Annotated in this window: 21 protein-coding genes; 10 read left to right on the top strand and 11 right to left on the bottom strand. The window is 67.2% G+C overall.

All coding sequences use genetic code 11. The features are described 5' to 3' along the window. The 8 genes from RMP09_RS04015 to RMP09_RS03980 all read right to left on the bottom strand — a co-directional run. On the bottom strand, nucleotides 1-814 hold an 814-nt coding region (locus RMP09_RS04015), incomplete at its 3' end, for an enoyl-CoA hydratase/isomerase family protein (RefSeq protein WP_310564713.1). Between the two features lie 320 nt (nucleotides 815-1,134). Then, nucleotides 1,135-1,830, bottom strand: coding sequence for an ABC transporter ATP-binding protein (locus RMP09_RS04010; RefSeq protein ID WP_310564712.1), 696 nt, complete (start codon nucleotides 1,828-1,830; stop codon nucleotides 1,135-1,137). A gap of 13 nt (nucleotides 1,831-1,843) precedes the next feature. Then, complete coding sequence (locus tag RMP09_RS04005) at nucleotides 1,844-2,638, bottom strand: ABC transporter ATP-binding protein (protein WP_310564715.1); 795 nt, start codon at nucleotides 2,636-2,638, stop codon at nucleotides 1,844-1,846. Between the two features lie 41 nt (nucleotides 2,639-2,679). Next, nucleotides 2,680-3,972, bottom strand: a complete 1,293-nt coding sequence (locus tag RMP09_RS04000) for a branched-chain amino acid ABC transporter permease (protein ID WP_310564711.1) — start codon at nucleotides 3,970-3,972, stop codon at nucleotides 2,680-2,682. Between the two features lie 140 nt (nucleotides 3,973-4,112). Further along, on the bottom strand, nucleotides 4,113-5,135 hold the full coding sequence (locus RMP09_RS03995; RefSeq protein WP_310564710.1) for a branched-chain amino acid ABC transporter permease: 1,023 nt from the start codon (nucleotides 5,133-5,135) through the stop codon (nucleotides 4,113-4,115). A 229-nt stretch (nucleotides 5,136-5,364) separates the two neighbouring features. Continuing rightward, on the bottom strand, nucleotides 5,365-6,597 hold the full coding sequence (locus tag RMP09_RS03990) for a branched-chain amino acid ABC transporter substrate-binding protein (protein WP_310564709.1): 1,233 nt from the start codon (nucleotides 6,595-6,597) through the stop codon (nucleotides 5,365-5,367). Nucleotides 6,598-6,733: 136 nt separating this feature from the next. Further along, on the bottom strand, nucleotides 6,734-7,981 hold the full coding sequence (locus tag RMP09_RS03985; protein WP_310564708.1) for an ABC transporter substrate-binding protein: 1,248 nt from the start codon (nucleotides 7,979-7,981) through the stop codon (nucleotides 6,734-6,736). A gap of 27 nt (nucleotides 7,982-8,008) precedes the next feature. Then, nucleotides 8,009-9,652: a 3-(methylthio)propionyl-CoA ligase gene (locus RMP09_RS03980; RefSeq protein ID WP_310564707.1), complete on the bottom strand. Its 1,644-nt coding sequence runs from the start codon at nucleotides 9,650-9,652 to the stop codon at nucleotides 8,009-8,011. 174 nt (nucleotides 9,653-9,826) lie between these two features. Between RMP09_RS03980 and RMP09_RS03975 the strand changes: the two genes are divergently transcribed. The 3 genes from RMP09_RS03975 to cysK are packed head-to-tail and all read left to right on the top strand — an operon-like array spanning nucleotide 9,827 to nucleotide 12,677. Further along, entirely contained in the window at nucleotides 9,827-11,332 is a 1,506-nt protein-coding gene (locus tag RMP09_RS03975; RefSeq protein ID WP_310564706.1) for a protein adenylyltransferase SelO, read from the top strand. Between the two features lie 11 nt (nucleotides 11,333-11,343). Next, nucleotides 11,344-11,760, top strand: coding sequence for a peptide-methionine (R)-S-oxide reductase MsrB (gene msrB / locus RMP09_RS03970; RefSeq protein ID WP_310564705.1), 417 nt, complete (start codon nucleotides 11,344-11,346; stop codon nucleotides 11,758-11,760). Beyond that, on the top strand, nucleotides 11,757-12,677 hold the full coding sequence (gene cysK, locus RMP09_RS03965) for a cysteine synthase A (protein ID WP_310564704.1): 921 nt from the start codon (nucleotides 11,757-11,759) through the stop codon (nucleotides 12,675-12,677). Before msrB ends, cysK begins: the two co-directional genes overlap by 4 nt. Before the next feature lie 39 nt (nucleotides 12,678-12,716). Here the strand turns inward: cysK and RMP09_RS03960 are convergent, their stop codons facing one another. Further along, the gene (locus RMP09_RS03960) at nucleotides 12,717-13,172 is read right to left on the bottom strand and encodes a hypothetical protein (RefSeq protein ID WP_310564703.1); all 456 of its coding nucleotides are present in this window, start codon (nucleotides 13,170-13,172) and stop codon (nucleotides 12,717-12,719) included. 152 nt (nucleotides 13,173-13,324) lie between these two features. On the opposite strand from RMP09_RS03960, the gene RMP09_RS03955 reads away from it, so the two are divergent. The 6 genes from RMP09_RS03955 to RMP09_RS03930 all read left to right on the top strand — a co-directional run bounded on the left by RMP09_RS03955 (nucleotide 13,325) and on the right by RMP09_RS03930 (nucleotide 18,733). Continuing rightward, complete coding sequence (locus tag RMP09_RS03955) at nucleotides 13,325-13,876, top strand: septation protein A (RefSeq protein ID WP_310564702.1); 552 nt, start codon at nucleotides 13,325-13,327, stop codon at nucleotides 13,874-13,876. Further along, nucleotides 13,873-14,157: a BolA family protein gene (locus tag RMP09_RS03950; protein WP_310564701.1), complete on the top strand. Its 285-nt coding sequence runs from the start codon at nucleotides 13,873-13,875 to the stop codon at nucleotides 14,155-14,157. Before RMP09_RS03955 ends, RMP09_RS03950 begins: the two co-directional genes overlap by 4 nt. A 101-nt stretch (nucleotides 14,158-14,258) precedes the next feature. Continuing rightward, complete coding sequence (locus RMP09_RS03945) at nucleotides 14,259-15,038, top strand: peptidylprolyl isomerase (protein WP_310564700.1); 780 nt, start codon at nucleotides 14,259-14,261, stop codon at nucleotides 15,036-15,038. A gap of 159 nt (nucleotides 15,039-15,197) precedes the next feature. Then, complete coding sequence (locus tag RMP09_RS03940) at nucleotides 15,198-16,541, top strand: glutamine synthetase family protein (RefSeq protein ID WP_310564699.1); 1,344 nt, start codon at nucleotides 15,198-15,200, stop codon at nucleotides 16,539-16,541. Nucleotides 16,542-16,718: 177 nt separating this feature from the next. Beyond that, the gene (locus RMP09_RS03935; RefSeq protein WP_310564698.1) at nucleotides 16,719-18,092 is read left to right on the top strand and encodes an aspartate aminotransferase family protein; all 1,374 of its coding nucleotides are present in this window, start codon (nucleotides 16,719-16,721) and stop codon (nucleotides 18,090-18,092) included. After that, the gene (locus tag RMP09_RS03930) at nucleotides 18,089-18,733 is read left to right on the top strand and encodes a GntR family transcriptional regulator (protein WP_310564697.1); all 645 of its coding nucleotides are present in this window, start codon (nucleotides 18,089-18,091) and stop codon (nucleotides 18,731-18,733) included. The genes RMP09_RS03935 and RMP09_RS03930 overlap by 4 nt, the downstream gene beginning before the upstream one ends. A gap of 18 nt (nucleotides 18,734-18,751) precedes the next feature. Here RMP09_RS03930 and RMP09_RS03925 read toward each other — a convergent pair whose 3' ends face one another. After that, complete coding sequence (locus tag RMP09_RS03925) at nucleotides 18,752-19,522, bottom strand: heparan-alpha-glucosaminide N-acetyltransferase (protein WP_310564696.1); 771 nt, start codon at nucleotides 19,520-19,522, stop codon at nucleotides 18,752-18,754. A gap of 12 nt (nucleotides 19,523-19,534) precedes the next feature. Beyond that, a complete protein-coding gene (locus RMP09_RS03920; RefSeq protein WP_310564695.1) occupies nucleotides 19,535-20,341 on the bottom strand; it encodes an alpha/beta hydrolase in 807 nt (268 codons plus the stop codon). Between the two features lie 76 nt (nucleotides 20,342-20,417). Between RMP09_RS03920 and RMP09_RS03915 the strand changes: the two genes are divergently transcribed. Beyond that, a partial coding sequence (locus tag RMP09_RS03915) for a peptidase U32 family protein (RefSeq protein WP_310564714.1) occupies nucleotides 20,418-21,666 on the top strand: 1,249 nt, incomplete at its 3' end.

Here is a 21,666-nt window from a genome sequence, read left to right as displayed (position 1 = left end):
CGGGCGTCCACATCAGGTTGATGAAGATCTCGCGCTCGAACACCATGCCGTCGTTGAACTTCTTCTTGGTCGCGGCTTCGACAGCGTCCACGCACTTGGCGGGCGCGGGGAAGTTCTTGGCCATGCCCTTGACCATGTTGCGCGCAAACTGGAAGTAGGCGTCGCCGTCCTTGTGCTTGCACGGCAGGTTGCGCACCAGCGGGAAGGCCGCGCCGTCGGCGTGTTTGGCGGCCATCTCGCGGGCGAAGGCCAGGGCTTCTGCGGCCAGCGATTCCGGCGAGGCAGACAGCTTGTCGAACAGTTTCTGGCCCGGCAGCTGGGCCAGCATCTCGCTCTTGACCGGCTCGCCGCTGACGATCATGTTCAGCGCAGCTTCAACGCCCAGCACGCGCGGCAGGCGCTGCGTGCCACCGGCGCCGGGGATCAGGCCCAGCTTCACTTCCGGCAGGGCCACGCTGCAACCCGGCGCGGCAATGCGGTAGTGCGCGCCAAGTGACAGCTCCAGCCCGCCGCCCATGGCGACGCTGTGCACGGCCGCGATCACCGGCTTGGTGGTGTTCTCGACCCGGGTGATGACCGACAGCAGATTGGGTTCCTGCAGCGCCTTGGGCGAGCCGAACTCGCGGATGTCCGCACCGCCCGAGAAGGCCTTGCCGGCACCGGTCAGCACGATGGCCTTGACCGCCGGATCGTTCTCGGCCTGTTCCAGCCCATCGACGATGGCTTGGCGGGTGGACAGCCCCAGACCGTTGACCGGCGGGTTGTTCAGCGTGATGACGGCAACGTCGCCGTGGACCTGGTACTCAGCGGTCATGGAAGCTCCTCTGTGTGATGCGGGAAAAAGCCAAAAACGAACGGTCGTGCGATTCTAGGAAGATTGTGCGCTGCGGCAAGGGCCGCTTGTCGCGAGCGGGTCAGTGAAAACGTTCACATCCATCCACCCGACCGCATCCGGCGCGCAGGCATCTTGTCGTGGATGCCGTGGAACTGGCTTTGCCAGGCCACCGGCATCGCCCCCCCGGGGGGTGACGCCGCAGGCGGCGCGGCGGGCGTTGATCCGCCGCCGGGCCGCCCCAAGGCGGATCAGCCCCCTTGGGGGGCAGCGACCCGCGCAGCGGCGGAGCGTGGGGGCCATCACACCTCCAGCCACTCTTTGCGTGTGTACGGGTCGGCCCGCAGCGAATCCGGCGTGCCCTGGAACACGATGCTGCCGTGCCCCATGACCAGGGCCCGGTCCGAGATGTTCATGGCGATGGTCAGTTTCTGCTCGATCAGCAGCACCGAGATGCCCCGGGCCTTGAGCTTCTGCAGGTACTCGCCCACCAGTTCCACGATCTTGGGCGCCAGGCCCTCGGTGGGCTCGTCGATGATGATCAGGTCGGGGTCGCCCATCAGCGTGCGGCACAGGGTCAGCATCTGCTGCTCGCCCCCCGAGAGCACGCCGGCCTCGGTGTGCTGGCGTTCCTTGAGGCGCGGGAACATGGCGTACATGTCGTCAAAGCTCCAGCGCGAGCCGGTGCCTTTGCCCTTCTGGCCGAGCAGCAGGTTCTGGTGCACGGTGAGCTTGGGGAAGATGTCGCGGTTCTCGGGCACGTAGCCCAGCCCCAGGTGCGCGATCTCGAACGGCTTTTTGCCCTGGATGGGCTGGCCCTGCCACTCGATGCCGCCCTCGCAGTCCACCAGGCCCATGATGGCCTTGGCGGTGGTCGAGCGGCCCGATCCGTTGCGGCCCAGCAGGGCCACGATCTCGCCCTTGCCCACGTCGAACGAGACGCCGTGCAGCACATGGCTTTTGCCGTAGTAGGCGTGGAGGTTGTGGATCTTCAGCATGTCGGTGCCTCCTTCAATGCCCGGCCTCGGCGGCCTGCTGGTCGGCCAGCACCGAGCCGAGGTAGGCCTCCTGCACCTTGGGGTTGGCGCGCACGGCCTCGGGCGTGTCGAAGGCGATCACCTCGCCGTACACCACCACCGCAATCTTGTCGGCCAGGCCGAACACCACGCCCATGTCGTGCTCCACCGTCAGCAAGGTCTTGCCCACCGTCACCTCGCGGATCAGGTCGATGAAGCGGCTGGTTTCGCTCTTGCTCATGCCGGCCGTGGGCTCGTCCAGCAGGATGACGTTGGCCCCGCCCGCGATGGTGATGCCGATTTCCAGCGCGCGCTGTTCGGCGTAGGTCAGGTTCATGGCCAGGGTGTCGTGCTTCTTGTCCAGGCGGATCATCCGCATCAGTTCCTCGGCACGGTCGTTGGCGTCGCGCAGGTCGGCCAGGAAGCGGAACAGCGTGTACTTGTAGCCCAGGCTCCAGAGCACGCCACAGCGCAGGTTCTCGAACACACTGAGCTTGGGGAAGATGTTGGTGATCTGGAAGCTGCGCGAGAGGCCCAGGCGATTGATCTCGAACGGCTTCTTGCCGTCGATGCGGGTGCCGTTGAGCACCACCTCGCCACTCGTGGGCTCGAAGCGGCCCGAGATCAGGTTGAACAGCGTGGACTTGCCGGCGCCGTTGGGGCCGATGATGGCCACGCGTTCACCAGGGCGCACCGCGAGCTGAACGCCGCGGATGATCTCGGTCTTGCCGAAGCTCTTGCGCAGGTCGCGCAGCTCCAGCGCATAGCCGCCCGCATGCACATGGCTCATGGCCTGCTCGTGGGGCGCCACGGGCGCGTTCATCACGGTGCTCATTGCGTCTCCCGGCGCTTGATTTCTTTTTCGATGTCGGTCTGGATGCCCGACCACTGCTGCAGGAACTGGCGCCGGGCCAGCTCGAAGATGCCCAGCCCGGTCAGGGTCACGAAGACCGCACCGAACCATGAACCCGGCTGTGAGGGGTGCAGCGTCGCGCCCAGGTAGTGCAGTTCGTCGCCCATCGCGGCGTTGAGTTTCAAGTGGTAGATCATCTCGACCATCGATCCGGCGCCCAGCAGCACCACCAGCGCCGTCACCCCCAGCGCCAGATAAGCCACCCACACCTCGCGCAATCGCCCGAACGAGGCCACGCGCAGGTTCATCATGATCAGGCTGGCGATGCCGCCCGGCGCGTACATCACCATGAACAGGAACACCAGGCCCAGGTAGAGCAGCCAGGCCTTGGTCAGCTCCGACAGCAGCACCGCCGCCAGCACCATGAGCACGCCGCCGATGATGGGACCGAAGAAGAAGGTGGCGCCGCCCAGGAAGGTGAACAGCAGGTAGCCGCCCGACCGCGCCGCGCCCACCACCTCGGCGGTGACGATCTCGAAGTTCAGCGCGCCCAGGCCGCCCGCGATGCCGGCGAAGAAGCCCGCGATCATGAAGGCCAGGTACCGCACCTTCTGGGTGTTGTAGCCGATGAACTCCACGCGCTCGGGGTTGTCGCGCACCGCGTTGAGGATGCGGCCCAGCGGCGTGCGGGTGAAGGCGAACATCAGCGCGACGCAGACGAAGGTGTAGACCGCGATCAGGTAATACACCTGGATCGGCGGGCCGTAGCTGATGCCCATGAAGGGATCGCCCACCACGCGGTTGCCCGAGACGCCCGCTTCGCCCCCGAAGAACTCGGAGAACATCAGCGACATGGCGAACACCAGCTCGGCCATGCCCAGGGTGATCATGGCAAACGGTGTGCCGGCCTTCTTGGTCGTCACATAGCCGAGCAGCACGGCAAAGAACAGGCCGGCCAGGCCGCCCACCAGCGGGATCAGGCTCACCGGAATGGCCCAGCCACCATTGCTGACGGCGTTGAGCGCGTGGATGGCCAGGTAGGAGCCCAGGCCGGTGTAGACCGCGTGGCCGAAGCTGAGCATGCCGCCCTGCCCCAGCAGGATGTTGTAGGACAGGCAGGCGATGATGGCGATGCCCATCTGCGAGAGCATGGTCACCGAGAGGTTGCTGCCGAACACCAGCGGCGCGAACACCAACACCAGCGCAAACAGCGACCAGACGATCCAGCGGCCGACGTTCAGGGGTTTGAATTCGTAATACTGTTTTGACATGTCAAATACACGACCATTCCGAAGTTCGATGTGCCAAGCACGAGGCTGGGCAGGCCAGAGCATCGCGGAACCGGCTTTGCCGGGCCGCTGATGCTGCCCCCTTGAGGGGGTCGCGCGAAGCGCGGCGGGGGTGGTTCATTTCAGCCTTCACGGGTTCCGAGAAGACCCTTGGGCCGGAAAATCAGGATCAGCACCAGGAACAGGTACGGCAGGATGGGCGCCACCTGTGACAGGGTGAGCTTGAGCACCGAGTTGTTCTGCGCGGCGTCCGACAGCTGCATGCCCAGCTGCTGCGCGACGCTGATGAACGAGTGGTCCAGGCCGACGGCGAAGGTCTGCAACACACCGATGAGCAGCGAGGCCAGGAAGGCCCCCGAGAGGGAGCCCATGCCACCGACCACCACCACCACGAAGATCACCGAGCCCACCGTGCCGGCCATATTGGGTTCGGTCACGAAGGTGCTGCCACCGATGACCCCGGCCAGACCGGCCAGGCCGGTGCCGGCGCCAAAGACCAGCATCAGCACCCGCGGCACGTTGTGGCCCAGGCTCTCCACCATCTCGGGGTGGGTCAGCGAGGCCTGGATCACCAGCCCGATACGGGTGCGCGTGAGCAGCAGCCACAGCGCCACCAGCATCAGCAGGGCCACCAGCATCATGAAAGCGCGCGTGGCCGGAAACGGGGTGCAGATCACCCCCTCGGCGCTGCACACCGCCTGGGCGGCCGTCCCGAGGACAAATTGCAGGCTGTCGTTGGCCTGGTGGACCAGGGTGAACGCCGGCCCCCGCAGGATGTCTGGCGGCTGGAACTCCACCGCCGTGCGGCCCCAGATCAGTTGCACCAGCTCCAGCACGACATAGGACAGCCCGAAGGTCACCAGCAGTTCGGGCACATGACCGAACTTGTGCACTTTGCGCAGCGTCAGCCGTTCAAACAGCGCGCCCAGCGCCCCCACGACCAGCGGTGCCACGATGAGCGCGGGCCAGAACCCCACCACCTGCGACACCGTGTAGCCGATGTAGGCCCCCACCATGTAGAAGCTGGCGTGGGCAAAGTTGAGCACGCCCATCATGCTGAAGATGAGGGTCAACCCCGAGCTCAACATGAACAGCAGCAAGCCGTAGCTCACGCCATTGAGCATGGAGATGATGAAGAACTCCATGGAACAGGCCTTTCGAGGGCGGAACGTGTGGGAGAAAAGCTAGAAAAATGAGAGCAGCGCCGAGTATGACCCGGCGACCGTCACCAACACGCCGCTATCGTGCCCTGCGCGCCAGGGGAATCACCGAAGCGAAGTGCTGTCATTCAGAGCGCGGCGGAACCGGCTCCGCCGGGCCGCTTGCGTTGCCCCCTTGAGGGGGTGACGCGAAGCGGCGCGGGGGCGGGCCAGTTCAGCCCGGCCGCTTCATCTGGCAGCTGGTCGGCGTGCTCGACACGTAGGCCGGGAACTCCTTGACCGGGGCCAGCGTCATGCCGGTGTTTTCCGGGCTGTACGGGTACTTCTTGTCGACCTTCTGCCAGACCGTGAGGAACAGCGGTTGCTGCAGCTGGTGGTCCAGCTTGCGCATCTCGACCTCGCCACTGAAGCTGTTGAACTTCAGACCTTCCAGGGCCGCGGCCACCTTCACCGGATCGGTCGACTTGGCTTTGGCCATGGCGGTGCTCAGCGAAGAGAAGACGTGGATCACGGAGCCGGTATAAAAATCGTCTTTGAATTTGGTGCGGAACTCATCGGTCCACTTGCCGACCTGACCACCCATGTTGTAGTGGTTGTAGGCGATCTGGTAGACGCGACCTTCGGCTGCCGTGCCCAGCGCGGTTGGCGTGCCGGTCACGCCGGTGTAGTAGGTGTAGAACTTGCCGGTGTAGCCGCCTTCGTTGGCCGCCTTGACCAGCAGCGACAGGTCGGAGCCCCAGTTGCCGGTGATCACGGTGTCGGCGCCCGAGGCCTTGATCTTGGCGATGTAGGGCGCGAAGTCGCGCACCTGGGCCAGCGGGTGCAGGTCCTCACCGACGATCTGGATGTCCGGGCGCTTGCGGGCCAGGTTCTCCTTGGCAAACTTCACGACCTGCTGGCCGTGCGAGTAGTTCTGGTTGAGCAGGTAGACCTTCTTGACGTCCGGCTTGTCCTTCATGAAGGTGGTCAGCGCCTCCATCTTCATCGAGGTGTCGGCGTCAAAACGGAAGTGCCAGTAGCTGCACTTGCTGTTGGTGAAGTCGGGGTCCACGGCCGAGTGGTTCAGGTAGATGACTTCCTTGCCAGGGTTGCGCTCGTTGTGCTTGTTGACCGCGTCGATCAGCGCGCCGGCCACCGAGGAGCCGTTGCCCTGGGTGATGTAGCGCACGCCCTGGTCCAGCGCGGCCTTGAACGCGTTCAGGCTCTCGGCGGGGCTGAGCTTGTTGTCGATGCCGATCACTTCGAATTTCACACCGGCCGGGTTGTTGGCGCTGAATTTTTCGGCGAAGAACTGGAAGCTCTTGAGCTGGTTCGAACCGACCGGCGCCATCAGGCCCGAGAGCGGATCGATCCAGGCGATCTTGACCGTCTCGCCCTTCTGGGCGAAGGCGGAAGACAGCGTCAGCGACAGCGTGGCAATGGCGACAGTTTTCAGGACGAATTTCACAAAGAGACTCCTGTGAGGATGAAAACCCCAGCGTACCGGGCTGTCCGCCGACACGGCTCAGGGAATGCCCCTAGGCTGTATCGCGCAGGCGACTGTGCTCGCACAAACGTAGCGGCGCAGGCCCGCCCAACGGCCTTCAGGGACGTGGCATCTGGCAGCGCGACGGACTGCTCAGCTGGGCGGCATCAAAGAACCGCACCGGCGCGAAGGTGTAGCCCGTGCCTTCGGCGCTGCGCGGGTGCTGCGGGCTCACCCGCTCCCAGCGGGCCACCACCAGGCCGGTCTGCAACTGGTGGTCGTCTGCCCGCATCTGGACGGCGCCCGTCCCGCCCTCGAAGCCCAGTCCCGCCAGCTGCGCCGCCACGCGCACCGGCTCGGTGGTGCCGGCGCGGGCCATGGCCAGGCCCAGCATGCGGATGCCGTCGTAACTGGCGGTGACCACCAGGTCTTCGTCAAAGCGTTGCCGGAACTCGGTGGCCAGTGCCGCCAGCGGTCCGCCCTGGTTGGTGTGGGCGGTGGCCACCAGGTACACCGGCAACTTGTCGCCCGTGGCCGCCAGCACCGTGGGCGTGCCCACCAGCTGGGGGTAATAGCCCAGCAACGGCAGGTTCAGCCCTTGCGCCTGCAGCGCCTGCAACAGGCGGCGCAGATCGACACCCCAGTTGCCCGTGACCAGGGCCTTGGCACCCGAGGCACGGATGCGCTGCACCTGCGCGCTGAAGTCCTGCAGCAGGAAGGGCTGGTGCAGTTCCTCTCCGACCACCTGCGTCTGCGGGGACTGGCGCGCCAGTTCGGCCTTGAAGTAGGCCGCGAACTGCTGCCCGTGCGCGTAGTTCTGGTTGAGCAGGTAGACCTTGTCCATGTCGGGCTGCGACGCCATGAAGGCGACCAGGGCCCGCGCCTTCATGGACGTGTCGGCGTCGATACGGAAATGCCAGGGACTGCAGTGTTCGCCCGTCAGCGCCGGGTCCATGGCGGCGTAGTTGATCAGCAGCACCGCCTTGTCGGGGCGCATCTGGTTGTGGCGGGTGATGGCCTCGGACAGTGCCGCCGCCACACCCGAACCGTTGCCCTGCACGACATAACGAAAGCCCTGGTCGATGGCCACCTTCAGGGCATTCAGGCTCTCCTGCGGCGACCCCTTGTTGTCAAACCCCGCCACACGGAACCGCACCCCCACCTGGGCTTGCAGGCGCTCGGCCATGAACTGCCAGCTGTGCAGGCTGTTGCGCCCGATGTCGCCCGCCGGACCGGACAGCGGGTCGATGAAGGCGATGCGCACCTGCGGCACATCGGCCCGCCCGTCGGCCAGCGCAGGCAGGGCCACCGCCGCGAGCCAGCCCGCCCCGGCCGCCAGCCATTGCCGCCGGCGTGGGCCGGCCATGGTCGCCACAGCGCTGCGCATCCGCCGTCAGATCCCGGGCAGCACGTAGTCCTTGAGCTGCTGGCGCAGCGTCATCTTCTGCATCTTGCCGGTGGCACCGAGCGGGATCGCGTCGACGAAGACCACATCGTCCGGCACCTGCCATTTGGCGATCTTGCCCTCGTAGAACGCCAGCAACTCTTCGCGCGTGACCTCGGCGCCGGGCTTCTTCATCACCACCACGATGGGGCGCTCGTCCCACTTGGGGTGCTTCATGCCGATGCAGGCGGCCATGGCCACGGCGGGGTGCGCCATGGCGATGTTTTCCACGTCGATGGAGCTGATCCACTCACCGCCGGACTTGATCACGTCCTTGCTGCGGTCGGTGATCTGCATGAAGCCGTCGGCGTCGATGGTGGCCACGTCGCCGGTGGGAAACCAGCCCTTGCCGTTGGCGTCGTAGCGCAGCGGGTCGCCGCCCTCGCCCTTGAAGTAGCTGGCGATGATCCACGGCCCACGCACCAGCAGGTCGCCATAGGCCTTGCCGTCCCAGGGCAGTTCGTCGCCCGCTTCGTCGACGATCTTCATGTCCACGCCATAGACGGCACGGCCCTGCTTCAGGCGCACCTTCAGCTGTTCTTCGGCCGGCAGCGCCAGTTGCGCGTTCTTGAGTGTGCACACCGTGCCCAGCGGCGACATCTCGGTCATGCCCCAGGCGTGCAGCACCTCGACGCCGTAGGTGTCGTTGAAGGCGTTGATCATGGCCGGCGGGCAGGCCGAGCCGCCGATCACCGTGCGTTTCATGGTGCTGAACTTCAGACCGCCGGCCTGCATGTGGCCCAGCAGCATCTGCCACACCGTGGGCACGCCCGCGGCCATGCTCACCTTTTCGGATTCGATCAGTTCGTAGACCGACTTGCCATCCATCGCCGGGCCGGGGAACACCAGCTTGCAGCCCACGGCGGCGGCCGAGTACGGCAGGCCCCAGGCGTTGACGTGGAACATGGGCACCACCGGCAGGATGGAATCGCGCGCCGAGCAGCCCAGTGCGTCGGGCAAGGCCGCGCCGTAGGCGTGCAGCAGCGTGGATCGGTGCGAATACAGCGCGGCCTTGGGGTTGCCCGTGGTCCCGCTGGTGTAGCACATGCTCGACGCGCTGTTCTCGTCCAGCTCGGGCCAGACATAGGTTTCGCTCTGGCCGCCCAGCCAGGCTTCGTAGCTCACCAGTCCGGGGATGCCGCTGCCCTCGGGCAGCTTGTCGGCGTCGCACAGCGCCACCCAGTGTTTGACACCCGGGCACTTGGCGTGCACCGCCTGCACCAGCGGCAGGAAGCTCATGTCGAAGCAGACCGCGCGGTCGTCGGCGTGGTTGACGATCCAGGCCAGTTGCTCGGGATGCAGACGCGGGTTGAGCGTGTGCAGCACGCGGCCGGTGCCGCTGACGCCGAAGTACAGCTCCAGGTGGCGGTACCCGTTCCAGGCCAGCGTGGCCACGCGCTCACCGAAGGCCAGGTGCAGGCTGTCCAGCGCGTTGGCCACCTGCCGCGCACGGCGGGCGATCTGGCCCCAGGTGCTGCGGTGGATGTCGCCTTCGACGCGGCGCGAGACGATCTCGGTGCTGCCATGGTGGCGCTCGGCGTGGGTGATCAGGGACGAAATCAGCAGCGGTTGGCTTTGCATCTGGCCCAGCATGTCGGGGTCTCCGGTTGAGGTTTACAAAAAACGAACGATCGTTCTTAAATCAATCCAGCATCATGCCTCAAAGGCGCTCCCTCCTGGCATCGGGTTGCCCCCGATATGGCGCCACCGGCCGATCCCAAACCCCGCCAGCCGATGGGTGCAAAGCATCACAGGGACAATGCAGCGATGCTTTCACCCCCTGCCGCAGACCGCTGGTCCCACCGCTTCGCCGAGCTGGGCGAAGCCTTCCACGTGCCCCTGCGGCCCACCCCCCTGCCCGCCCCTTACCCGGTGGCGCACAGCCCCGCCCTGGCGGCCGACCTGGGCCTGGACACCGACTGGCTGTGCAGCCCCGAGGGCGTGGCCGCTTTCACCGGCAACGCGCTGCCGCCCGGCACCCGACCCCTGGCCAGCGTCTACAGCGGGCACCAGTTCGGCCAATGGGCCGGCCAGCTGGGCGACGGCCGCGCCATCCTCATCGGTGAGCTGGGCACCACCGATGGTCCACAGGAAGTGCAGCTCAAGGGCGCCGGCCTGACGCCGTTCTCGCGCATGGGCGACGGCCGCGCCGTGTTGCGCAGCTCGATCCGCGAATTCCTGTGCAGCGAAGCCATGCACGCGCTGGGCATCCCGACCACGCGGGCGCTGTGCATCACGGGGTCCGACGCGCCGGTGCGCCGCGAAGAGATCGAAACCTCGGCCGTGGTGACCCGCGTGGCGCCCAGCTTCATCCGCTTCGGGCATTTCGAACACTTCTCGCACAACGGTCAGCACGACCAACTGCGGCAGCTGGCCGACTTCGTCATCGACACCTTCTACCCCGCCTGCCGCGAGCAGGCCGGCAACCCCTACGCGCGTTTACTAGAAGCGGTGAGCGAACGCACCGCCGAGCTGATGGCGCAATGGCAGGCCGTGGGTTTCTGCCATGGGGTGATGAACACCGACAACATGAGCATCCTGGGCCTGACGCTGGACTACGGCCCGTTCCAGTTCCTGGACGGCTACAACCCGGCCCACATCTGCAACCATACCGACCGCGGGGGCCGCTACGCCTACCAGCGCCAGCCGCAGATCGCGCACTGGAACCTGTACTGCCTGGGCCAGGCCCTGCTGCCGCTGATGGACGACCCGCAGCAGGCGCTGGACGCGCTGCAGCCCTACCGCCAGCAGTTCCCGGCCGCGCTGCAGCGGCGCATGAACGCCAAGCTCGGCCTGAGCGCGGTGCAACCCGGCGATGAAGTGCTGACCGAATCGCTCATGCAGCTGCTGGCGCAGGGCGCGGTGGACTTCACCATCTTCTGGCGGCGGCTCTCGCTCGCCGTCGCGGCGTACGCCGACCCGGCGCAAGACACGCGCGGCACGCTGGCCGCGATCGAAGCGGTGCGCGACCTGTTCGTGCAGCGCGAGGCGTTTGACGCCTGGGCGCTGGCCTGGCACGAACGCCTGCGTGCCGACACCGGCTTCGACCCGGCCGCCACCCAGGCCCGCATGCTCGCCACCAACCCGCAGGTGGTGCTGCGCAACCACCTGGGCGAAATCGCCATCCGGCACGCGCGCCAGGGCGACCTGGCGCCCCTGCACCGCCTGCAGGCAGCGCTAGCCCAGCCCTTCACCGCCCTGCCCGGCCACGACGACCTGGCCGACTTCCCGCCCGACTGGGCGGCCCACATTGAAATCAGCTGCTCATCCTGAAGGAGCCCCGCATGACATTCCCGATCCAGAAAACCGACGACGAGTGGCGTGCGCTGCTCGCACAGAACGGCGCCGAACCGGGTGCCTTCGACGTGACCCGCCGCGCCCACACCGAGCGCCCGTTCACCGGCAAATACGAAGAAGTCTGGGCCGATGGCAGCTACCACTGCGTCTGCTGTGGCAACCACCTGTTCGACGCCGGCACCAAGTTCGACGCCGGCTGCGGCTGGCCCAGCTTCTGGAAGGCCATCCCGGGCGCCATCACCGAGATCCACGACCGCAGCCACGGCATGGTGCGCACCGAAACCGTGTGCAGCCAGTGCGGCGCCCACCTGGGCCATGTGTTCGAGGACGGCCCGGCGCCCACCGGACTGCGATACTGCATGAACTCCGCCTCCATCGACCTTCAACCCAAGGACCCGACATGAAAGCCCAGAACATCCTCCAGACCATCGGCGGCACGCCGCACATCCGCATCAACCGCCTGTTCGCCGGCGTCACCCAGAGCGTGTGGATCAAGTCCGAGCGCAGCAACCCTGGCGGCTCGATCAAGGACCGCATCGCGCTGTCCATGGTCGAAGACGCCGAAGCGTCCGGGGCCCTGCAGCCCGGCGGCACCATCGTCGAACCCACCTCGGGCAACACCGGCATCGGCCTGGCCATGGTGGCCGCGGTCAAGGGCTACAAGCTGGTCCTGGTCATGCCCGACAGCATGAGCATCGAGCGCCGCCGCCTGATGCTGGCCTACGGTGCCACCTTCGACCTCACGCCGCGCGAGAAAGGCATGAAGGGCGCCATCGCCCGCGCCGAAGAAATCGTGGCCAGCACGCCCGGCGCCTGGATGCCGCAGCAGTTCAACAACCCGGCCAACATCGCCGTGCACGTGAAGACCACGGCGCAGGAAATCCTGGCCGACTTCCCCGACGGCCTGGACGTGCTGATCACCGGCGTGGGCACGGGTGGCCACCTCAGTGGCTGCGCCCAGGTGCTCAAGGCGGCCTGGCCCAACCTCAAGGTGTTTGCCGTGGAGCCCGTGGCCTCGCCGGTCATCTCGGGCGGCAGCCCGGCCCCGCACCCGATCCAGGGCATCGGCGCCGGCTTCATCCCGGCCAACCTCAAGACCGAACTGCTGGACGGCGTGATCCAGGTCGACGCCGAACCGGCGCGCGAGATGGCACGCCGCTGCGCCCGCGAAGAAGGCATGCTGGTCGGCATCTCCTCGGGCGCGACCCTGCAGGCCATCGCGCAGAAACTGCCCGAACTGCCGGCCAACGCCCGCGTGCTGGGCTTCAACTACGACACCGGCGAGCGCTACCTGTCGGTGGACGGCTTCCTGCCGGCCTGAGGCGTCCCACCCGGTTCTGGCGCCCGTGAGGCGCCGGACTCAGCTCAGCGCGACGTCGATCGCGTCGAGGTTGGAGCGCAGAATCCCGCGCACCAGCGGGAACATGTCGCCGATCGCGTCCAGCAGGCTGGCCACGGTCAGGCTGCACACGCCCAGCAGGTGGGTCTGGGCAAAACTGGCCGGCCCGTCCTTGGGGGCACCGTCCAGGCTCTGGGCGATGGCGGCGCTCAGGCCGTCGAGTTCCAGCAGCTTGAGCCGGGCGGGCGACGAGGTGGCCGTCATGCCCATGCGCGACCAATAGGCCAGCGCCACCTGTTCCACGAACTCCCGCTCCATGGCGGTGGCCATGACCTCGCTGATCCACGGCACCAGGGGAATCAGATGGCTCTTGTTCTCTTCGTCGCACAGGATGCGGTCCAGCAGCGCGTTGGTGCGCTCCATGAACACGCCCAGGGACACCTTGAAACTCTCAAACTGGGCTTCTTCGTTGCTCATCGGAACCTCCAGGCCTTGCTTGCCGCGTGAACACCACGCGTTCCATGGTGTATCGGCCCGGTGGACGGCGGCTTGAATGTGGTGCCCCGACCGCCAGCGGGGTCCCCGGCGGGCAGGGATAATCCGGCGATGCGTTTAGGGATAATCCGGCGATGCGTTTTCTCATCGACTTTTTCCCCATCGGCCTGTTCGTCGCGGCCTACAAGCTGCACGACATCTACACCGCCACCGCGGTGCTGATGGCGGCCACGCTGGTGCAGACCGGCATCATTTACGCCATCGACCGCAAGCTGCAGACCCTGCAAAAGGTCACGCTGGTGCTCGTGATCGTCTTCGGCGTGCTCACCCTGGCACTGCACGACGAACGTTTCATCAAGTGGAAGCCCACCGTGCTCTACGCCAGCATGGCCATCGTGCTGGGGGCCGCGCTCTGGGGCTGGAAGAAGAACTTCCTGCAGATCCTGCTGGGCAGCCAGCTCACCCTGCCCACGGCGGTGTGGGCGCGTCTGACGGTGATCTGGATCGGCTACTTCCTGTTCATGGCCGCCATCAACGGCTATGTGGCGGCCTACTACTCCACCGAGGACTGGGTCAACTTCAAGCTCTGGGGTTACATCTTCCCCGTGATCTTCATCATCGGCCAGGGTCTGTACATCGCGCGCCACCTCAAGGAGCCGGAAGCCGACGGCAAGGAGCAACCATGAGCCAAGCCCTCACCCCCCAGGACATCACCGCCGCCGCCATCGACGCCACACTGCGCCAGGCGCTGGCCCCCACCCAGCTGGAAGTGATCGACGAAAGCGGTGCCCACGCGGGCCACGCCGGCGCCAACGGCACCGGCTTCGGCACCCATTTCCGGGTGCGCATCGGCGGCCCCGCGTTCGCCGGGCTGGGTCGCGTGGCGCAGCACCGCCTTGTGTATGATGCGCTGCAAAAATTCACCGCCGCCGGCCTGCACGCCCTGGCCATCGAAATCCGGGCCTGACCCCCTCACCAGGCGGTGAAAACACCGCCGGCACCTTCTGTCCGGAACACCAGCGGCCACAACGGCTCTCACACCTTTTTCCCTCCCCTCAAGGTTCCTACATGAAAGTCACCCTGCAAGCGCTGAGCGCGGCCGCCCTGATCAGCGCCGCCCCCTGGGCCATGGCCCAGAACGTGGCCATCGTCAACGGCAAAGCGGTGCCCACGGCCCGCGTCGAGGTGCTGGCCCAGCAAATGGCCGCCGGCGGCCGTCCGGTGGACGACACCGTGCGCGCCCAGCTCAAGGAAGAAGTCATCCTGCGCGAGATCTTCATGCAGGAAGCGCAAAAGCGCGGCATCGCCGCCAGCCCGGAATACAAGGCCCAGATGGAACTGGCCCGCCAGACCATCCTGATCCGCGCGCTGTTTGCCGACTGGCAGAAGAAGAACCCGGTCACCGACGCCGAGATCCAGGCCGAGTACGACAAGTTCGCGTCGGCCAACGCCGGCAAGGAATTCCGCGCCCGCCACATCCTGGTGGAAAAGGAAGACGAGGCCAAGGCCCTGATCGCGGCCATCAAGGGCGGCGCCAATTTCGCCGATCTGGCCAAGCAGAAGTCCAAGGACCCGGGCTCCGGCGCCAACGGTGGTGATCTGGACTGGGCCAACGCCGCCAGCTACGTGGCCGAGTTCTCCGAAGCCATGGTCAAGCTGGACAAGGGCCAGATGACCGAAACCCCGGTCAAGAGCCAGTTCGGCTGGCACATCATCCGCGTGGACGACGTGCGCCAGGCCAAGCTGCCCACGCTGGAGGAAGTCAAGCCGCAGATCGCCCAGCAAATGCAGCAGCAGAAGATGGCCGAGTACCAGAAGACCCTGCGCGAAAAAGCCAAGGTGCAGTGAGCGCCGGCGCCCCGCGCCCATGCCCCAGCACAGCGCCCTCCGGGGCGCTTTTTTTTCGTCCCACCGGGGTGGAATAACCGCTTGATTTGATCAAATGTTGATTCCGAACAGTCGTTCAGGCAGAATCAGCGCCTTCATTTGATCAAATCCAAAGCCGTCATGCACCCCCACCCCGACATCAAGAGCTTCCTGAGCGAGCACCGCATCCAGGAAGTGGAATGCGTGATCCCCGACATGACCGGGATCGCGCGCGGCAAGATCCTGCCCAAGGACCTGTTCCTCCAGTCCGGGCAGATGCGCCTGCCCAAGAGCGTGCTGCTCAACACCGTCAATGGCCAGCAGCCCGACAACGCGCCCTACGTCGGCGACACCGACCCGGACATGGTCTGCCGCCCCGACGAGAGCACCGCACGCGTGGTGCCCTGGGCGGCCGAACGGGTGGCGGTGGTGATCCACGACTGCGAGGAATTCGACGGCTCGCCCGTGGCGCTGTCGCCGCGCAGCGTGCTGCGGCGCGTGCTGGCCCTGTACGAAGCGCAAGGCTGGCAGCCGGTGGTGGCGCCCGAGATGGAGTTCTACCTGGTCGCGCGCCAGCAGAACCCGCACGAGCCGCTGCAGCCGCCGCTGGGCCGCTCGGGCAAGCCCGAGGCGGGCCGGCAGTCGTACTCCATCGACGCGGTGAACGACTTCGACCCCTTCTTTCTGGAGCTCTCGCGCTTTTGCGAACTGCACCGCCTGGGCGTGGAGACGCTGATCCACGAAGCTGGCGCCGGCCAGATGGAGATCAACTTCACCCACGGCGACGCGATGGACCTGGCCGACCGGGTGTTCCTGTTCAAGCGCACGGTGCGCGAGACCGCGCTGCGCCACGGCATCTTCGCCACCTTCATGGCCAAGCCCATGGAGAACGAGCCAGGCAGCGCCATGCACATCCACCAGAGCATCCTGGACGCGGCCACGGGCCAGAACATCTTCAGCGGCGCGGACGGCGCGGTGACGCCGCACTTTCGCCACTTCATCGCCGGGCTGCAGCGCTACGTGCCGCTGGTCATGCCCATGCTGGCGCCCTATGTCAACTCGTACCGGCGGCTCTCGCGCTACATGTCGGCCCCCATCAATGTGCAGTGGGGCTACGACAACCGCACCTGCGGCATCCGCGTGCCCGAGTCCGACCCGGCCAACCGCCGGCTGGAAAACCGCGTGCCCGGCGTGGACGTGAATCCCTACCTGGCCATGGCCGCCACGCTGGCCTGCGGCTACCTGGGTCTGGTGGAAAAACGCCAGCCCACCGAGCCCATGAAAACCAGCGCCTGGGACCATGAACAGGAACTGCCCAGCCACATGGAAGACGCGTTGCGCCGCATGCGCGAATGTGAACCGATGCGCGACGTGCTCGGTGGCGCCTTCGTCGACGCCTTCCTGGCGGTCAAGGAACTCGAATACGCGACCTACAACCGGGTGATCAGCTCCTGGGAGCGCGAACACCTCATGTTGCTGGTGTGAGGATGCGCCCCCCTGCGCCGCTGCGCGGCTTCCCCCTCTCTCGCCTGCGGCGGGAGGGGGACGCACCTGGTGGCCCGGCGAAACCGGTTCCACGGGTGCCCTGGAACGAGGCACGCGCGCCGGATAACCCGTTGAGCAATTGACAGACGAGGGCGAAGCAAGATGACCCACCCACCCATGACCACTCACCAACGATCCGGCTTGGACTGGCCCCGCGCGCAAGCCTTTCTGACGCGGGAACGCGACGCCTACGTTCAGCGCAACCCGACTTCGGCGACGCTGGCCGCACAGGCCAGTGCGCACCTGCTGTTCGGCGTGCCGCTGCACTGGATGAACGACTGGGGCACGCCGTTTGCCCTGCATGTCGATCACGCCAGCGGCGCGGTGGTGACCGACGTGGACGGCCACGCGCTGGTGGACTTCTGCCTCGGCGACACCGGGGCCATGTTCGGCCACGCGCCCGCCCCGGTGGCTGCCGCCCTGGTGCAGCAGGCCACGCGCGGCTACACCACCATGCTGGCCACGGCCGACGCGGCCGCCGTGGGGCAACTGCTCAGCGCACGTTTTGACCTGCCGTTCTGGCAGTTCGCCATGAGCGCGACCGACGCCAACCGCTACACCGTGCGCTGGATCCGCGCCGCCACCGGCCGCAAGAAGATCCTCGTGTTCAACGGCTGCTACCACGGCACCATCGAAGACGTGTTCGTCGACCTGGTGGACGGCCAGCCGGTGCAGCGCGACAGCCTGCTCGGCCAGGTGCACGACCTGACCGAACACACGGTGGTGGTGGAGTTCAACGACCTGGCCGCGCTGGACGCAGCGCTGGCCGGCGGCGACGTGGCCTGCGTGCTGGCCGAGCCGGTCATGACCAACATCGGCATGGTGCTGCCCGACCCCGGCTTCTGGGAACAGGCGCAGCCGATCATCCGCCGCCACGGCACGCTGCTGGTGATGGACGAAACCCACACCATCAGCTCCGGCCCTGGCGGCTACGCGCAGGCGCATGGCCTCACGCCCGACGCGCTGGTGCTGGGCAAACCGGTGGGCGGCGGCGTGCCCTGCGCCGTCTACGGCATGAGCGCCGACCTGGCCGCCCGTGCGGTGCGGGCCAAACACGAGGCCCCGCCCGGCCACAGCGGCATCGGCACCACGCTCACCGGCAACATGCTGGCCATGGCCGCCATGCGCGCCAGCCTGGCCGAGGTCATGACGCCAGGGGCCTACGAGCACATGCTGGCACTGGCCGCACGGCTGGCCGACGGCATCCGCCAGCTCATCGCGCGCCACCGCCTGCCCTGGTGCGTCACCCAGGTCGGCGCGCGCACCGAATTCCAGTTCTGCGCCACGCCACCGCACAACGGCAGCGAGGCCGGCGCCCTGCTCGACCCCGAACTGGAACACCTGATCCACCTGGGCCTGCTCAACCGCGGCGTGATGATCACGCCCTTCCACAACATGATGCTGGTCTGCCCCGCCACCACCGTGGACCACGTGGCCCAGCTGCTGGGCGCACTGGATGAAGTGCTCGCGGCCATCGTGATCCGCCCATGAAAGCCGCCGCCTCGACCCTGCAGGACAGCACCTATGCGCGTTTGCGTCAGTGGGTGACGGTGGGCCGCTTCCTGCCCGGTGAACGGCTGAAGATCCACGACATCGCGCAGCAGCTGGGCGTGGGCGTGATGCCGGTGCGCGCTGCCCTGCAGCGGCTGGCGGCCGAAGGCGCGCTGGTCAACGTGCCGCACGCCGGCATGCTGGTGCCCCGGCTCTCGGCCGCCGAGTTCGACGATGTGCTGCAGATGCGCCTGCTGCTCGAAGGCGAAGCCGCCCAGCGCGGCGCCCACCGGCTGGACGCCGCCGGTGTGGCCGAGCTGGCGGCGCTGGAACAGCAGATGGCCCAGGGGCTGGCCGCGGGCGACGCCAAGACCTACCTGGACGCCAACGAACTGTTCCACGTGCGCCTGTACCAGGCCGCGGCCTCGCCCACGCTCATGTCGCTGATCGAAACCGTCTGGCTCAAGGTCGGCCCGCTGTCCAACCGCCTGTTCGAGGCCGAGGGCGCCAGCGCCGTGCTCAACGACGCACACGGCGAGGTCATGAGCGCGCTGCAGCGCCGGGACAGCGCGGGCGTGCGCCGCGCGATCGAAAAAGACCTGTTCGTGGCCGGGCAGTTCTTGCGCACGTTCTGCGCCTGACCCCACGAACACGGTGCCTCAGCCGCGCAACCAGACGAAGGCCGTCACCAGACCGATCAGCACCGGCTGGTGCAGCAGGTAGTAGCTCAGGCTCCAGCGGCCCAGCACGGCCAGACCGCGGCACAGCCCGGTGGCCGGCGCGTCGGCCGCGCCCAGCCACTGCGGCCGGTGCGCCAGCGCCCAGCGGCCGGCGGCCACGCCCCACCACATGACGCCCAGCCAAGGCTGCAGCGGCACATAGTCTTCGGTCACGGGCAGGCGGCTGATGAAGCCCAGCGCGTTCAGGCCCGGGGTGTTGAAGACCTCCAGCGCCGGCACGGCCGCGATGATCAGCGGCGCCGCGAACCTGGCGCCGATCGCCAGGGCGCCCAGCGGCCACAGCCAGCCGCCCCAGCCCGCTGTCAGCCGCACCACGATCAGCATGACCGCGATGCCGTGGAGCACGCCGAAGTAGATGAAGGTCTTCGGAAACATCAGCGCCGAACCGGCCGACACCAGCAGCGCCGCACCCGCCACCTGCGCCCAGCGCCGCCAGAACCGGCGCCAGCCCTGCCCCAAGCCCCGTGTTTGTTCCAGCGCCACCGCCTGCGACAGTCCGGCGGTGAAGAGGAACAGGCTGACGATGGCGGTGCGCTGCCAGGTCCAGAACGGGTCGCGGTGGAAGTCCTGCACGATCAGGCGAAAGTGGTCCAGGTCGAAGGCGAAGTGGTAGGCCGTCATCCACAGCATGGCGACGGCGCGCAGCGCGTCGATGCGATCCAGGCGCGAGAGGCGTTCAGGTGTGACCATGTCCCGTCCAGCTCACACCGCGGAACCGGCTTCGCCGGACCGCTGGTGTGCCCCCCCCTCCTGGGGGGAGCTTGCTTTGTGGTGGATGGACAGCAGCAGCTGCGCCAGCTCGCGCGGCGCGCTGACCATGGGGCCGTGACCGGTGGCCAGCTCGTGCACCTTCCAGCCCGGCTCGCTGCGCACGCGCTGGCGCATCACCGCAATCGTCGGCAAGGCCGGACGGTTGCAGTCGATGAAGCTGCGCGGCAGCGCCGCGACCCGCGCGGCGTCGAACGCCAGCGCCTGCTGGTAGACGGCCAGCGGCTGCGGCGTCTGGCGGCGATTGACCCAGTCGCGGTCAGCACCCGACAGGCCGAACACGCCGGCATCCGGCGGCGGAAAGCTCAGGCCACCGCTGGACGCTGCGGCCTCGATGCGCGCCTGGCGCGTTTCGGGGGCGTGCTGGCTGCTCCAGCTCTCGCCCGGGTGCGGCGTCACCGCGTCCAGGTACACCAGTTGCACCAGCAGACCCGGCCGTTCCTGCTGCAGCCGGTCGGCCACGCCGGTGATGACGATGCCGCCGTAGCTGTGGCCCACCAGCACGACGCGCCGCAGTTCCTCGGCCTCGATCAGGCCGATCACGTCCTGGATGTGGGTGTCCAGGGTCACCGCAGGGCTCAGCAGGTGGGCCCGCTCGCCCACGCCGGTGAGGGTGACGGCGTGGGTGTCGATGCCAGCGCCGCGCAGCAGCGGCAGCACGCGGTGCCAGCACCAGGCGCCTTGCCAGGCGCCGTGGACGAGCACGAAAGCGGTGGTGGTGCGCGGGTGGGGTGCAGACATGGGCGTTCTCCGGGACAATATTGGGTTCTGTTCACTGGGCCGTGCCGGCCCGATTCTGCACCGCCTTCCTGGTCGCCTGCCCATGCTGCCCCACCAACTCGAACTGCTTGCCCCCGCCCGCGACGCCACCATCGGCATCGAGGCCGTGAACCACGGGGCCGATGCGGTCTACATCGGCGGCCCATCGTTCGGCGCCCGCACCAGCGCCGACAACTCGGTGCAGGAGATCGCCCGCCTGGCGGCCTACGCACACCGCTACAACAGCCGCATCTTCGTGACGATGAACACCATCCTGCGCGACGACGAGCTGGAACCAGCGCGCCAGCTGGCCTGGCAGCTGTACGACGCAGGCGTGGACGCGATGATCGTGCAGGACATGAGCCTGCTGGAAATCGACCTGCCGCCGATCCAGCTGCACGCCAGCACGCAGACCGACATCCGCACGCCCGAAAAAGCCCGCTTTTTGCAGGACGCGGGCCTGTCCCAGATCGTGCTGGCGCGCGAACTGACGCTGCAGCAGATCGCGGCCATCGACGCCGCGCTGGGCCCGAAGGACGCACCGGGTCGCGCCATCCTCGAATTTTTCGTGCACGGCGCGCTCTGCGTGGCCTACAGCGGCCAGTGCTTCATCAGCCACGCCCACACCGGCCGCAGCGCCAACCGCGGCGACTGCTCGCAGGCCTGCCGCCTGCCGTATGAGGTCAAAGACAGCCAGGGCCGCATCGTCGCGCACGACAAACACGTGCTCTCGATGAAGGACAACAACCAGAGCAACAACCTGCGCGAAATCATCGACGCCGGCGTGCGCAGCTTCAAGATCGAAGGCCGCTACAAGGACATGGCCTACGTCAAGAACATCACCGCGCACTACCGCGTGCTGCTCGATGAAATCCTGGAAGAGCGCCCCGAGCTGGCCCGCGCCAGCAGCGGCGAATGCACCTTCCACTTCCAGCCCGACCCCGACCAGAACTTCAACCGCGAGTTCACCGACTACTTCGTGCAGGGCCGCCAGGAAGACATCGGCGCCTTCGACACACCCAAGAACCCGGGCCGCCCCATCGGCTTTGTGAGCGCCACCGGCCCCAACTTCGTCGAACTGCAGACCGACGACCCGGCCACGGTGATCCACAACGGCGACGGCCTGTGTTACCTGGACCTGCAAAAGGAGCTGGTGGGGCTGCAGATCAACCGCGCCGAGGCCGTGAACAAGAAAGGCCTCTGGCGGGTGTTCCCCAAGGACCCGATGGAAGGCTTCAAGGACCTGCGCAAGGGCGTGCAGGTCAACCGCAACCGCGACATGGACTGGGTGCGCGGTCTGGAGAAAA

The organism is Hydrogenophaga sp. (assembly GCF_031426985.1).
Taxonomy (GTDB): domain Bacteria; phylum Pseudomonadota; class Gammaproteobacteria; order Burkholderiales; family Burkholderiaceae_C; genus Hydrogenophaga.
Note: the sequence above shows the minus strand (reverse complement) of the source record. Positions and strands in the feature narration are given on the sequence as shown.

Excerpts from the sequence above, each read along its gene's own strand:
- RMP09_RS03980 (WP_310564707.1), bottom strand. The coding sequence starts at position 9,652 with ATGCTGGGCCAGATGCAAAGCCAACCGCTGCTGATTTCGTCCCTGATC.
- RMP09_RS03950 (WP_310564701.1), top strand. The coding sequence starts at position 13,873 with ATGAGCCAAGCCCTCACCCCCCAGGACATCACCGCCGCCGCCATCGAC.
- RMP09_RS03925 (WP_310564696.1), bottom strand. The coding sequence starts at position 19,522 with ATGGTCACACCTGAACGCCTCTCGCGCCTGGATCGCATCGACGCGCTG.
- RMP09_RS03975 (WP_310564706.1), top strand. The coding sequence starts at position 9,827 with ATGCTTTCACCCCCTGCCGCAGACCGCTGGTCCCACCGCTTCGCCGAG.
- cysK (WP_310564704.1), top strand. The coding sequence starts at position 11,757 with ATGAAAGCCCAGAACATCCTCCAGACCATCGGCGGCACGCCGCACATC.
- RMP09_RS03945 (WP_310564700.1), top strand. The coding sequence starts at position 14,259 with ATGAAAGTCACCCTGCAAGCGCTGAGCGCGGCCGCCCTGATCAGCGCC.
- RMP09_RS03930 (WP_310564697.1), top strand. The coding sequence starts at position 18,089 with ATGAAAGCCGCCGCCTCGACCCTGCAGGACAGCACCTATGCGCGTTTG.
- RMP09_RS03960 (WP_310564703.1), bottom strand. The coding sequence starts at position 13,172 with ATGAGCAACGAAGAAGCCCAGTTTGAGAGTTTCAAGGTGTCCCTGGGC.
- RMP09_RS03920 (WP_310564695.1), bottom strand. The coding sequence starts at position 20,341 with ATGTCTGCACCCCACCCGCGCACCACCACCGCTTTCGTGCTCGTCCAC.
- RMP09_RS04000 (WP_310564711.1), bottom strand. The coding sequence starts at position 3,972 with ATGTCAAAACAGTATTACGAATTCAAACCCCTGAACGTCGGCCGCTGG.
- RMP09_RS04005 (WP_310564715.1), bottom strand. The coding sequence starts at position 2,638 with ATGAGCCATGTGCATGCGGGCGGCTATGCGCTGGAGCTGCGCGACCTG.
- msrB (WP_310564705.1), top strand. The coding sequence starts at position 11,344 with ATGACATTCCCGATCCAGAAAACCGACGACGAGTGGCGTGCGCTGCTC.
- RMP09_RS03935 (WP_310564698.1), top strand. The coding sequence starts at position 16,719 with ATGACCACTCACCAACGATCCGGCTTGGACTGGCCCCGCGCGCAAGCC.
- RMP09_RS03940 (WP_310564699.1), top strand. The coding sequence starts at position 15,198 with ATGCACCCCCACCCCGACATCAAGAGCTTCCTGAGCGAGCACCGCATC.
- RMP09_RS03985 (WP_310564708.1), bottom strand. The coding sequence starts at position 7,981 with ATGGCCGGCCCACGCCGGCGGCAATGGCTGGCGGCCGGGGCGGGCTGG.
- RMP09_RS03955 (WP_310564702.1), top strand. The coding sequence starts at position 13,325 with ATGCGTTTTCTCATCGACTTTTTCCCCATCGGCCTGTTCGTCGCGGCC.
- RMP09_RS04010 (WP_310564712.1), bottom strand. The coding sequence starts at position 1,830 with ATGCTGAAGATCCACAACCTCCACGCCTACTACGGCAAAAGCCATGTG.
- RMP09_RS03995 (WP_310564710.1), bottom strand. The coding sequence starts at position 5,135 with ATGGAGTTCTTCATCATCTCCATGCTCAATGGCGTGAGCTACGGCTTG.